11 protein-coding genes are annotated in these 12,252 nt (G+C 70.3%); all 11 read right to left on the bottom strand.

Features of this window, described 5'->3' with window-relative positions; translation table 11 throughout:
- Positions 1 to 42: 42 nt before the first annotated feature.
- Positions 43 to 870: a shikimate dehydrogenase gene (locus AB0A94_RS20595; RefSeq protein ID WP_361746213.1), complete on the bottom strand. Its 828-nt coding sequence runs from the start codon at positions 868 to 870 to the stop codon at positions 43 to 45.
- A complete protein-coding gene (mltG, locus tag AB0A94_RS20590) occupies positions 870 to 2,564 on the bottom strand; it encodes an endolytic transglycosylase MltG (RefSeq protein WP_361746211.1) in 1,695 nt (564 codons plus the stop codon). Before mltG ends, AB0A94_RS20595 begins: the two co-directional genes overlap by 1 nt.
- Before the next feature lie 127 nt (positions 2,565 to 2,691).
- On the bottom strand, positions 2,692 to 3,186 hold the full coding sequence (ruvX, locus tag AB0A94_RS20585) for a Holliday junction resolvase RuvX (RefSeq protein WP_361746209.1): 495 nt from the start codon (positions 3,184 to 3,186) through the stop codon (positions 2,692 to 2,694).
- Positions 3,183 to 5,852 carry an alanine--tRNA ligase gene (gene alaS, locus AB0A94_RS20580; RefSeq protein WP_361746207.1) on the bottom strand — a complete coding sequence of 890 codons (2,670 nt, stop codon included), beginning with the start codon at positions 5,850 to 5,852 and terminating at the stop codon, positions 3,183 to 3,185. The genes ruvX and alaS overlap by 4 nt, the downstream gene beginning before the upstream one ends.
- On the bottom strand, positions 5,852 to 6,232 hold the full coding sequence (locus AB0A94_RS20575; protein ID WP_361746205.1) for a hypothetical protein: 381 nt from the start codon (positions 6,230 to 6,232) through the stop codon (positions 5,852 to 5,854). Before AB0A94_RS20575 ends, alaS begins: the two co-directional genes overlap by 1 nt.
- Positions 6,233 to 6,239: 7 nt before the next feature.
- Positions 6,240 to 6,692, bottom strand: a complete 453-nt coding sequence (locus AB0A94_RS20570) for a DUF948 domain-containing protein (protein WP_361746204.1) — start codon at positions 6,690 to 6,692, stop codon at positions 6,240 to 6,242.
- Between the two features lie 221 nt (positions 6,693 to 6,913).
- Complete coding sequence (gene rpsD / locus AB0A94_RS20565; RefSeq protein ID WP_145870366.1) at positions 6,914 to 7,528, bottom strand: 30S ribosomal protein S4; 615 nt, start codon at positions 7,526 to 7,528, stop codon at positions 6,914 to 6,916.
- A gap of 302 nt (positions 7,529 to 7,830) precedes the next feature.
- Positions 7,831 to 9,186: a replication-associated recombination protein A gene (locus AB0A94_RS20560; RefSeq protein WP_361746202.1), complete on the bottom strand. Its 1,356-nt coding sequence runs from the start codon at positions 9,184 to 9,186 to the stop codon at positions 7,831 to 7,833.
- A gap of 44 nt (positions 9,187 to 9,230) precedes the next feature.
- Positions 9,231 to 9,899 (bottom strand): vitamin K epoxide reductase family protein, encoded by a 669-nt coding sequence (locus tag AB0A94_RS20555; RefSeq protein WP_361746200.1) that lies wholly within the window; start codon positions 9,897 to 9,899, stop codon positions 9,231 to 9,233.
- A 264-nt stretch (positions 9,900 to 10,163) separates the two neighbouring features.
- The gene (hisS, locus tag AB0A94_RS20550) at positions 10,164 to 11,426 is read right to left on the bottom strand and encodes a histidine--tRNA ligase (RefSeq protein WP_217130000.1); all 1,263 of its coding nucleotides are present in this window, start codon (positions 11,424 to 11,426) and stop codon (positions 10,164 to 10,166) included.
- 12 nt (positions 11,427 to 11,438) lie between these two features.
- On the bottom strand, positions 11,439 to 12,149 hold the full coding sequence (locus AB0A94_RS20545) for an MBL fold metallo-hydrolase (RefSeq protein ID WP_361746197.1): 711 nt from the start codon (positions 12,147 to 12,149) through the stop codon (positions 11,439 to 11,441).
- Between the last annotated feature and the right edge of the window lie 103 nt (positions 12,150 to 12,252).

Raw genomic sequence — 12,252 nt, 5'->3', positions numbered from 1 at the left:
TTCCCTCCCCCGTTCCGCCCCCTGCGGAACCGAGGGTGGATCCTAGCGGGCCGCGAGAGCCCGCTCGCCCGCTTTTCGCATGGCCTCCAGTGGGGCCGGTGAACGCCCCGTCATCTGCTCCACCTGGAGCACCGCCTGGTGCACCAGCAGGTCCAGCCCGCTGACCACGGCGCCCCCGTACGCCGACCAGCGGGCGGCGAGAACGGTCGGCCAGGGGTCGTAGAGCACGTCGAAGAGGGCCGTCGGACGCTCCGGGACGGCCCTGGCGAGGGTGTCCGTGACGCCGGCCGGGGTGGTGCTGACGACCAGCGGGGCGTGCAGGGCCTGCTCGGCGTCGTCCCAGTCGGCGATGCGCACCGCGACGTCGAGCCGCTCGGCCCACTGGCGCATCTCCGTCGCACGGGCCTCGCTGCGGACATACACGGTGACCTCGCCCGAGCAGATCCGGGCCAGCGCGGCGAGGGCGGAGGAGGCGGTGGCGCCCGCGCCGATGATGGCGGCGGACTCCACCTTGTCGATGCCGTGCTCACGCAGGGCGGCGACCATTCCGGGGATGTCGGTGTTGTCGCCGGTCCGGCGGCCGTCCGGCGTGAGGACGACCGTGTTGACCGCCTCGACGGACGTCGCGGTCTCGCTGATCGAGTCGAGCAGCGGGATCACCGCCCGCTTCAGCGGCATGGTCAGCGACAGTCCCGCCCACTCGGTCCCGAGCGTGTCGAAGAAGCCGGGCAGGGACTTCTCGTCGACCTCGAAGCGGTCGTACGTCCAGCCTTCCAGGCCCAGCTCGGCGTAGGCGGTGCGGTGCAGCACCGGGGAGAGCGAGTGGGCGATCGGTGAGCCGAGCACGGCGGCCCTGCGGGCGGCGGACATCAGTTGCCCCTCGACGCGTTGAACTTCTCGACCAGCTTCTCGTGCTCGGCGATGGTCTTGGCGAACTCGGTCTTGTGCATGCCGTCCGTGGCCACGAAGTACATCCAGCCGTCGCCCGTCGGATTCAGCGCGGCCTGCAAGGCCTCCTCGCCCGGGTTGCCGATCGGGCCGGGCGGCAGGCCCGTATTGGTGTACGTGTTGTACGGGTCCGGGTTGCTGTTGATCTCCGACTCGGAGATGTCGATCTCGCTCTGACCCAGGAGGTAGTTGAAGGTCGAGTCGAACTGGAGTTTCCGGTTCGTCTCGGTGTTGGTGGCCTTGAGGCGGTTGTAGATGACCTCGGACATCTTGCGGAAGTCCTCGTGGGTCTTGCCCTCCGCCTGCACCAGGCTCGCGACCGTCACCAGCTCCCACGGCCCGTCGAGACCGAGGCTCTCGGCCTTCCCCTCGAAGTCCAGCTCCTCGTACTTCTCGGTGGCGCGGGCCACCATCTGCTTCAGCACGTCCTCGGGCTTCTGGCCCTTGGCGACGGCGTAGCTGGACGGGTAGAGGAAGCCCTCCAGCGGATCCTTGACGTCCTCGTGGTTCACGGCCCAGTCGGGCAGGCCGAGGGTCTTCCACTCGGTCTCGGCGACCTCGGCCGTGGTGCCCTTGTCCACCTTGAGGCGTTTGTCGATCAGCTCGTAGATGGCGGCGTTGCGCTTGCCCTCGGCGATGATCAGGTTGTCGCGGCTCTTGGGGCTGAGCATCAGCTCGACCGCGCTCGCGGCCGACATCTCCTTCTCCAGCGTGTAGACGCCGTCCTGGATGTTCTTGCCCTGCGGGTTGGCCGCCTGGGCCGCGACGAAGGCGTCGACGCTCTTGACCACGCCCATCTTCTTGAGCTCCTGGCCGATGGCGTACCCGCCGGAGCCCTTGGGGATCGTGACGGTCACCTGCTCGCCGTTGCCGGCCCCCGCGAAATCCGGGGCGCTGCCGAAACGATCCTGGTAGAACTGGTAGCCGAAGTAGCCGACACCGGCGATGCCGCCGCCGAAGACCACGACCACGACGAGACAGGCCAGGCCGCTGCGTCGTTTCCTCTCCTTGCCGCCCCGGCCCCGGCGGTCGCCGCGCCCGCTCCTGTCGCCCGGCTCGTCGTCGCGCTCGCCGTCGTCGTCACCACCGCCCGCGAAGAACGCGTGTTCGCCCTGGTCGGGGCCCGGGTCCCAGTCCGTCTCGGGTTCGGGTTCGGCGCGGCGGCGGCCGGGGGGCTCGGGCGGTGGGTAGGCGTCGGGGGTGCCGTAGTGGTCGGCCTGCTCCCCGCCATAGGTCCCGGACTGCGGCCCGTACGGGTCCGTCGGGTCGGCGGCGTAGGGGTCCTGCGGGTAGGAGCCCGTGGGCCAGCCGTTCTGGTCGTACTGCGGCTGTTGCTGCTGCTGAGGGGCGTACTGCGGCTGGTCGTACTGCGGCTGTTGCTGCTGGTCGTACTGCGGGTACTGCTGCCCGCCGTACCCGTGCTGCTCGCCGGTGCCCCAGTCGCCGTACTGCTGCTGCGTCTGCGTCTGCGGCTGCTGCGGATAGTGCTGCGGCTGGCCGCCGTAGGGGGACGGCTGACCCTGCTGGGTCTGCTGTCCGCCCCATCCGCCGTCCCCGTACAACGGGTCGTCCGGATGCCACGGTTCGGAGCCCTGGCCCCGGCCATACTCAGTCATCGATCCCCTAGAGCCGCGAGGCGGCGGGCGCGCGGCCGCCTGAAGACCACGGCTCCCGTCCCGCCTCTCTCTGTGCGGCGGCTGTTCGAACACCGTCCGCATCGCGCGGAACGTTACCGTATCGCGATCAGATGACCACTTCGACGCCCTCGCCGGGTGGCCTGCCTGACACCCGTTCGGATTCCAGTGCCTGCTGGAGGATGATCACAGCGGCGGCCTGGTCGATGACCGAGCGGCCCTTCTTGGACTTGACGCCGGAGGCGCGCAGGCCCTGGCTCGCCGTGACCGTGGTCATCCGCTCGTCGACCAGGCGCACCGGGACGGGCGCGATGCCGCGGGCCAGCTCCTGCGCGAAGCCCCTGACCTTGGCCGCGGCCGGGCCCTCGCCCCCCTTGAGGGAGCGGGGGAGACCGACGACGACCTCGATCGGCTCGTACTCCTCGACGAGCTGCCTCAGCCTGCGGTGGGCCGCGGGGACGTCCCGGCCGGGGACGGTCTCGACCGGCGTGGCGAGGATCCCGTCGGGGTCGCACGAGGCGACCCCGATGCGGGCGTCCCCGACGTCGATCGCGAGGCGGCGGCCCCGGCGCAGCGCCGGGGTGTCCCGCTGGTCCTCGCTCACTTGGCGGTGTCCGCCACGAGCCGCTCGACGGCGTCGACGGCCTCGCCGACGGCGGCGGGGTTCTGGCCGCCACCCTGGGCGACGTCCGGCTTGCCGCCACCGCCGCCGCCGAGCGTCTTGGCGGCGGTGCGCACCAGGTCACCGGCCTTGAGGCCGCGCTCGCGGGCGGCCTCGTTGGTGGCGATGACCGTCAGCGGCTTGCCGTTGTTCACGGTGAACAGGGCGACGACCACGGCCCGGCCGCCCTGGATGCGGCCCCGCACGTCGAGGACCAGCTTGCGCAGGTCGTCCGGCGTGGTGCCGTCGGGGACCTGACCGGTGACGAGGGCGATGCCGTGGACGTCCTTGGCGGACTCGGCGAGACCGGCGGCGGCCTGGAGCACCTTCTCCGCGCGGAACTTCTCGATCTCCTTCTCGGCGTCCTTGAGCTTGCCGAGCATGGCGGAGACCTTCTCCGGAAGCTCCTCCGGGCGGCCCTTGATCAGCTCCTGGAGCTGGGCGACGACCGTGTGCTCTCGGGCGAGGAAGTTGTAGGCGTCCACGCCGACCAGGGCCTCGATGCGGCGCACACCGGAGCCGATGGACGACTCGCCGAGCAGCTTCACCAGACCCAGCTGCGCGGTGTTGTGCACGTGGGTGCCGCCGCACAGCTCCTTGGAGAAGTCGCCGATGGTGACGACGCGCACGCGCTCGCCGTACTTCTCGCCGAACTCGGCGATGGCACCCTGCTTCTTGGCCTCGTCGATGCCCATGACGTCGGCACGGACGTCCAGGTCGCGGGCGAGCACCTCGTTGATCTTCTGCTCGACGTCGGTCATCACGGCCGTCGGTACGGCGGACGGGGAGCCGAAGTCGAAGCGGAAGCGGCCGGGCTGGTTCTCGGAGCCGGCCTGGGCGGCCGTCGGGCCGAGGGCGTCGCGCAGCGCCTGGTGGGTGAGGTGGGTGGCCGAGTGGGCGCGGGCGATGGCCGTACGGCGGCGGCCGTCGATGGAGGCGTGGGCCTTGGCACCGACGGTGACCTCGCCGACCTGGACGACGCCCTTGTGGACGTACACGCCCGGCACCGGCTTCTGGCAGTCACGGATCTCGACGACGGCACCGGTGTCGACCTTGATGCGGCCGGTGTCACCGATCTGGCCGCCGCCCTCGGCGTAGAACGGGGTGCGGTCGAGGACGATCTCGACCTCGTCGCCCTCGGTGGCGGCCGGCGAGGAGACGCCGTCGACGAGGATGCCGACAACGGTGGACTCGCCCTCGGTGTCGGTGTAGCCGATGAAGTCGGTGACCCCGGCCCGGTCGGCGATCTCGCGGTAGGCGCCGAGGTCGGCGTGACCGGTCTTCTTGGCCTGGGCGTCGGCCTTGGCGCGCTCCCGCTGCTCCTTCATCAGGCGGCGGAAGCCGTCCTCGTCCACGGACAGGCCCTGCTCGGCGGCCATCTCCAGGGTGAGGTCGATCGGGAAGCCCCAGGTGTCGTGGAGCAGGAAGGCCTTGTCGCCGGAGAGGACCGTGCCGCCGGCGGCCTTGGTGTCGCTGACGGCGGTGTCGAGGATGTTGGTGCCGGCCTTCAGCGTCTTGAGGAAGGCGTTCTCCTCGGCGAGGGCGACCTTCTCGATCCGCTCGCGGTCGGTGATGAGCTCGGGGTACTGCTGCCCCATCATCCCGATCACGACGTCGACGAGGTCCTTGACGACCGGACCGGTGGCACCGAGCAGACGCATGTTGCGGATGGCGCGGCGCATGATGCGGCGCAGCACGTAGCCGCGGCCCTCGTTGCCGGGGGTGACGCCGTCGCCGATGAGCATCACGGAGGTGCGCATGTGGTCGGTGACCACGCGCAGGGAGACGTCCGAGGCGTGGGCGTCGCCGTAGGCCACGCCGGTCAGCTCGGTGGCCTTGTTGATGACGGCCATGGAGGTGTCGATCTCGTACATGTTCTGCACGCCCTGCAGAATCATGGCGAGCCGCTCCAGGCCGAGGCCCGTGTCGATGTTCTGGCTCGGCAGGTCACCGAGGATCGGGTAGTCCTTGCCCGGACCCTCGCCCCGCTCGTACTGCATGAAGACGAGGTTCCAGATCTCCACGTACCGCTCGTCGTTGACGGCGGGGCCGCCCTCGACGCCGAACTCGGGGCCGCGGTCGTAGTTGATCTCGGAGCAGGGGCCGCAGGGGCCGGGGACGCCCATGTCCCAGTAGTTGTCCTTCTTGCCCAGGCGCTGGATGCGCTCGGACGGGACACCCACGACGTCGTGCCAGATGCGCTCGGCCTCGTCGTCGTCCTGGTAGACGGTGATCCACAGGCGCTCGGGGTCGAGGCCGTAACCGCCCTTGTCCTGGGGGCTGGTGAGCAGCTCCCAGGCGTACTTGATGGCGCCTTCCTTGAAGTAGTCGCCGAAGGAGAAGTTGCCGCACATCTGGAAGAACGTGCCGTGGCGGGTGGTCTTGCCGACCTCTTCGATGTCGGGTGTGCGCACGCACTTCTGCACGCTGGTGGCGCGGTCGAAGGGCGGCTTGACCTCGCCCAGGAAGTAGGGCTTGAAGGGCACCATGCCGGCCGGGACGAGCAGCAGAGTCGGGTCGTCCGCGATGAGCGACGCCGAAGGGACGACGGTGTGCCCGCGCTCCTCGAAGAAGCTCAGCCAGCGGCGGCGGATCTCGGCCGACTCCATCAGTGGTCCTCATTCCGGTTGTACGGGTACGTCGGGTACGTCGGGTGCGTCGGCTTCCGCGCCGGGCCCTCGACGTACTTGGGGCTGTTGCGGTTCTCGATGACGGCGTAGCTCCGGGGCGCGGGGAGTTCGCGGTCGACGGGGGCGTTGAGTCCCAGCGCGTCGCCCAGTTCGGCTTCCCGCCGGGCCATGTTGTCGCGGACCTCGAGCGCGAAGTCGACCGCGCGGTCCTTGAGCCTGCCGCCTGCCTCGATGGCCTTGTTCGCCGCGGTGACGGCGAGGTGCTCGGGCGTCAGCTGCTTGATCTTGCGGTTGACCTTGGTGGTGGCCCACACTCCGGCGGCGACGCCGGTGGTGAACCAGAACGTTCGGCGGAACATCGCTGGGTCAGTCCCTCTTTCCCCGGGTCCGCTTGTCACGCCGCGCGCCCGGAACGGTGCGGCCCACGATCACGTCACGCCTCGGCTCCCTGGCCGGGGCGTCGTCCTTGCGGCCGCTGACGGCGCGGCGCACGCCGTAGCCGAAGGCCGCGACCTTGACCAGGGGGCCGCCGAAGGTGGAGGCCACGGTGGTCGACAGCGCGGAGGCGTTGGAGGTGACCTCCTGGACGTCGGAGGCGATCGCGTCGACCCGTTCGATCTGGGTCTGCGCGGAACGCACCGCCGCCGAGGCGTCCGCCAGCAGGGGGACGGCCTGGTCGGTCACGTCCGCCACCAGCTTGGTGGTCGCCCGGAGCGTCTGGGCCAGCCTCGCCAGCGCGACGGCGAGGAAGGAGACCAGGATCGCCCAGAACACGGCCACCAGGATTCCGGCCACCTCGCCACCGGACACTGTGTGCACCCGCTCCCTTGAAACGCGCCTGAACATCGAGAAAGTCGTGGGGTCGAGCCTATCGCGCCGGTGACGGGACTCCGTACCGGATTACCGTCCGCCACCGGTGAAGTCGCGATGCGGAGCGATGCGAAGTCGTACGGAGTCGTACGGAGCGAGTCGAGCCCGCCGTCCCCCCGCCGGGAGGGGCGGGGGGACGGCGGGCTCGGGATACCGCGTGCCTGCCGGGGTCAGCGGGCGTAGTACTCGACGACGAGCTGCTCGTCGCAGATCACCGGGATCTCCTTGCGGTTCGGCTCACGGTCCAGGCGGAACGCCAGGGACTTGAGGTTCACCTGGAGGTAGCGCGGGGTCTCACCGTCGGGGGCGAAGCCGCCTTCACGGGCGATCGTGAAGAGGGTCTTCTCCTTGGAACGGTCACGGACCTGCACCACGTCGTCCGGACGGACACGGAAGGAGGGCTTGTCGACCTTCTTGCCGTTGACCTGGATGTGGCCGTGGACGACCATCTGGCGGGCCTGGTAGATCGTGCGGGCGATGCCCGAACGCAGGACCAGCGCGTCGAGACGGCGCTCGAGCTCGATGATCAGGGCCTCACCGGTCTTGCCCTGGACCTTGGAGGCACGCTCGTAGGCGCGGACGAGCTGGCGCTCGGACACGTCGTACTGCGCGCGCAGACGCTGCTTCTCCAGCAGACGGACCTTGTAGTCCGAGTTCTGCTTGCGGCCACGGCCGTGCTCACCCGGCGGGTAGGGGCGGGCCTCGAAGTACTTGACGGCCTTCGGGGTCAGCGCGATGCCGAGGGCACGCGACTTCTTGACCTTGGGGCGGGACTGGTTCGCCACTTCTTTTCCTTTTCCTTGTCGGCTGCCTCAGGGTTACGGGAGGTCGCATCCGCAGCCGGGGAATTCCCATCAGGTCCGCGAGGGACGTGGTGGGCAGCCGCTCCCCTGGTCTGGACACATACGTGCAGCACACGAACGGCCCACCGACCGGTCCCGGGACTGTCCGGGGGGTGGTGGGCTGCCCGCGACACCTACGACGGTGCGCGACGCTCCTGGATCGAAGATCCGGCTGGGTGTCCCGCCTGAGGCGCCGACCGGAGCCGGACACGGGACTCAGCACTCCTGCGGATTCTACAGGGTGGTCAGGACCGCTTCCGACCGAGGTGCTTCCTGGTCCACTCCACCGCGTCCGCGTACCGGGCCTCCGCGCCGTGCCGGGTGGGCTCGTAGTACTCGCGGTCCTTCAGGGCGTCCGGCGCGTACTGTTGTGCGGCGATGCCCTCGGGCAGGTCGTGCGGGTAGGTGTAGCCCTTCCCGTGCCCCAGCTTCGTCGCACCCTTGTAGTGGCTGTCCCGCAGGTGGGACGGCACGGGTCCGGCCAGTCCCTTGCGCACGTCGTCCAGGGCGGCGCCGATCGCGGTGGTCGCCGCGTTGGACTTGGGCGCCAGGGCGAGGGCGATGGTGGCGTGGCTGAGGGTGAGGGCGGCCTCGGGGAAACCGATCATGGCGACGGCCTGGGCGGCGGCGACCGCGATCGGCAGCGCGTTCGGGTCGGCCAGGCCGATGTCCTCGCTCGCGGAGATCATCAGCCGGCGGGCGATGAAGCGGGGGTCCTCGCCGGCCTCGATCATGCGGGCCAGGTAGTGCAGGGCGGCGTCCACGTCGGAGCCGCGGATGGACTTGATCAGGGCGCTGGCGACGTCGTAGTGCTGGTCGCCGTCGCGGTCGTACTTCACCGCGGCCCGGTCGACCGTCTCCTCCAGCGTGGCCAGGGTTATCTCCGGCTCGCCCTTGTCGAGCGCGGCCCCGGCGGCGGCCTCCAGGGCGGTCAGCGCGCGGCGGGCGTCGCCGCCTGCGATGCGCAGGAGGTGGTTCTCGGTGTCCCCGGGAAGCGTGACGGCGCTCTTCAGGCCCCGCTCGTCGGTGAGGGCGCGCTTCAGCAGGTCCCGGATGTCGTCGTCGGTGAGCGGTTCGAGGGTGAGGAGGAGGGAGCGGGAGAGCAGCGGGGAGATGACCGAGAAGTAGGGGTTCTCGGTGGTCGCCGCGATCAGGGTGACCCAGCGGTTCTCCACGGCCGGGAGCAGGGAGTCCTGCTGCGCCTTGCTGAAGCGGTGGATCTCGTCGAGGAAGAGGACGGTCTCCTGGCCGTACCCGCCGGAGGCGCGGCGGGCGCCGTCGATGACCGCGCGGACCTCCTTGACGCCCGCGGTGATCGCCGACAGCTCGACGAAGCGCTTGTTGGTGGCCCTGGAGACGACGTGGGCCAGGGTGGTCTTGCCGGTGCCGGGCGGCCCCCACAGGATCACCGAGGAGGGTCCCGCGGGGCCCGACGCGCCTTCGCCGACCAGTCTGCGCAGGGGCGAGCCCGGCTTCAGCAGGTGCTGCTGGCCCACCACCTCGTCGAGGGTGCGCGGGCGCATCCGGACCGCCAGGGGGCTGCCGGTCGGGTCCTTCTCCTGGCGTTCTTCGGCTGCGGCGGTGAACAGGTCGGGCTCCACGCTGAAACCCTAAAGCACCGCACCGACAAGCCCGGGGCGGGCGGTCAGCTGGTCCAGAAGTCCCACCAGCGGGTCAGGACCAGCATGCCGATGATGCCGATGTGCAGGACCGGCATGACCCAGGTGAACTCGCCGAAGAAGCCCTTCAGCCAGCCCGGGGCGGGCAGGAAGCCCTGGCGGATGTTGAACGACGTCACGTACCAGAACATGATGATCGTGGCGACCCAGGCCAGGCAGCACCACAGGCACAGGGCGTTGATCCGGTACAGGGACTGGAACATCAGCCAGGCGCAGAACACGGTGCCGAAGAGGGTGCCCGCGTTGAACGTGAGCCAGTACCAGCGCGGGAAGCGGGCCCGGGCGAGCAGGCTCATGCCGACGCAGACGACGATGCCGTAGGTGACGAGGCCGAGCATCGGGTTGGGGAAGCCGAAGACGGAGGCCTGGTCGCTCTCCATGACGCTGCCGCAGGAGACGACGGGGTTGAGGCTGCAGCCGGGGACGAACGTCTCGCCCTTGACCTTGGCCTCGAGCAGCTTGAACTTGTCGAGCGTGATCACCCACGCGGCGAGCACGCCGGCGGCGCCGGTGATCACCAGGAGCAGGGCGAACGCCCGGCTCGCGCCCTCCGTGCGCGGCACGGAGGCGGTGCGCCGCGGTGCGGCCGAGGGCTCGGGCTCCATGTCGACGTCCCTGACTGTCGTCTTGCTCATCACGCCGATTCCGTCACTGGGGAGTGTGGACCTGCTTCGGGCAGGGGCCATTGTGCCGTACGGAACTGTGGTCCGCCGTCGAGCGGGCACAAGGACGTACCGGCGTTCGCCCCTGAGCGTGCGGTTTCGGCCGATGTCCGTGGGGCGGCCGTGCACACGCTCCCCTCGGACCGTCCGGCCGGGTGAAGCCGCCCGCGCGCGTTGACGACGAAGGCGCCGGTGCCCCGCGCGGGCGTCCGGCGCCTTCCTTCCCGGGCGAGGAGGTCAGCCGAGCCGTGACTCCAGTTCCGCCACGATCTCGTTGACGCCGACCGCCGTCTGCTCACCGGACTCCATGTCCTTGAGCTGGACGACACCCTCGGCGAGGTCGCGTTCGCCCAGCACCAGGGCGTAGCGGGCACCCGAGCGGTTGGCGGCCTTCATCGCGGCCTTGAGGCCCTTGCCGCCGTAGGAGAAGTCCGCCGCCACGCCGTTCTTGCGCAGTTCGGTGACCTTGGCGAACAGCACCCGGCGGGCCTCCTCGCCGAGCGGGACGGCGAACACGCTGGTGGTGGCGGGGAGTTCGAGTTCGACGCCCTCCGCCTCCAGGGCCAGCACCGTGCGGTCGACGCCCAGGGCCCAGCCGACGGACGGCAGCGCGGGGCCGCCGATCATCTCGGACAGGCCGTCGTAGCGGCCGCCGCCGCCCACCGCGGACTGGGAACCCAGGCCGTCGTGGACGAACTCGAAGGTGGTGCGCGTGTAGTAGTCCAGGCCGCGCACCAGCTTGGGGTCGTCCTCGAAGGCCACGCCCGCCGCCGTGATCAGCTCGCGGACCTCCTCGTGGTACGCCTTGCAGGCGTCGCAGAGGTAGTCGCGCAGCAGGGGCGCGCCGGTGAGCTGCTTCTGCACCGACTCGCGCTTGTCGTCCAGGACGCGCAGCGGGTTGATCTCCGCGCGGCGCAGCGTGTCCTCGTCCAGGTCGAGGCCGCGCAGGAAGTCCTGCAGCGCGGCCCGGTACACCGGGCGGCACTCCTTGTCGCCGAGGCTGTTGAGCAGGATGCGGAAGTCGCGCAGGCCCAGCGAGCGGTACGCCTGGTCGGCGAGGATGATCAGCTCGGCGTCGAGGGCCGGGTCCTCCGCGCCGATCGCCTCGGCGCCGACCTGGGAGAAGTGGCGGTAACGGCCCTTCTGGGGGCGCTCGTAGCGGTAGTACGAGCCGGAGTACCAGAGCTTGACCGGGAGGTTGCCCGCCTTGTGCAGGTTGGCCTCCAGGGCGGCGCGCAGCACGGACGCGGTGCCCTCGGGGCGCAGGGCGAGCCGGTCGCCGCCCTTGGTCTCGAAGGCGTACATCTCCTTGGTGACGATGTCGGTGGACTCGCCGACACCGCGCGCGAACAGCTCGACGTTCTCGAAGCCGGGCGTCTCGATGTAGCCGTAGCCGGAGCCGCGCAGCGGGGCGGCGATGGCCTCGCGGACGGCGAGGTACTTGGCGCTGTCCGGCGGGATCAGGTCGTACGTGCCCTTGGGGGCCTTGAAGGTGCTCACGGAAGTCTCTCGTCACATTCCTCGTCGGGGGGCCTCGGTCGTGGCTCCCTGGCCGGCCGCCACCTGCCGCAGATACGGGTTGGTGGCACGCTCCCGGCCGATGGTCGTGTAGTCGTTGTGACCGGGCAGCACCACGGTCGCGTCGTCGAGCGGCAGGACCACGCGGGCCAGGGACTCGAGCATGTCGTCCATGGAGCCACCGGGGAAGTCGGTGCGTCCGATGGAGCCGGCGAACAGCAGGTCGCCCGAGAAGAGGACCGGCGGGATGTCCGCCGCCTCGGGCAGGCCGAAGGTCACCGACCCCTTGGTATGGCCCGGCGCGTGCGCGACCGTCAGCTCCAGGCCCGCCAGCTCCAGTTTCGTGCCGTCGGCCAGTTCCCGGACGTCGTCCGGCTCGCCGACGGTCAGCTCACCCATGAGCGGCATGCCGATGGTGCGGCCGAGCGCCTTCTCGGGGTCGCTCATCATGTACCGGTCCTCGGGGTGGATCCAGGCCGGCACGTCGTGCGCTCCGCAGACCGGGACGACCGAGGCGACGTGGTCGATGTGGCCGTGGGTGAGGACGACGGCGACGGGCTTGAGCCGGTGCTTGCGGACCGCCTCCGCGACGCCGTCGGCGGCCTGGTGGCCGGGGTCGATGATCACGCACTCCTCACCGGCGGCGGGGGCGACGAGATAACAGTTCGTCCCCCAGGCCCCGGCGGGGAACCCGGCAATGAGCACGATCGTCCTTCGTTGTGTCGATACGAGAGGCTTGCGACAGGGCTGCGCCCGTCGTCAGAGCCTACCGGCGCTGCCGATTCCTCAGCGAACCCATATACGGTAC

The organism is Streptomyces sp. NPDC044984 (assembly GCF_040646935.1).
Taxonomy (GTDB): Bacteria; Actinomycetota; Actinomycetes; order Streptomycetales; family Streptomycetaceae; genus Streptomyces.
This window is presented reverse-complemented; position numbering and strand designations above follow the sequence as displayed.

Excerpts from the sequence above, each read along its gene's own strand:
- AB0A94_RS20555 (WP_361746200.1), bottom strand. The coding sequence starts at position 9,899 with ATGAGCAAGACGACAGTCAGGGACGTCGACATGGAGCCCGAGCCCTCG.
- alaS (WP_361746207.1), bottom strand. The coding sequence starts at position 5,852 with ATGGAGTCGGCCGAGATCCGCCGCCGCTGGCTGAGCTTCTTCGAGGAG.
- AB0A94_RS20575 (WP_361746205.1), bottom strand. The coding sequence starts at position 6,232 with ATGTTCCGCCGAACGTTCTGGTTCACCACCGGCGTCGCCGCCGGAGTG.
- mltG (WP_361746211.1), bottom strand. The coding sequence starts at position 2,564 with ATGACTGAGTATGGCCGGGGCCAGGGCTCCGAACCGTGGCATCCGGAC.
- AB0A94_RS20595 (WP_361746213.1), bottom strand. The coding sequence starts at position 870 with ATGTCCGCCGCCCGCAGGGCCGCCGTGCTCGGCTCACCGATCGCCCAC.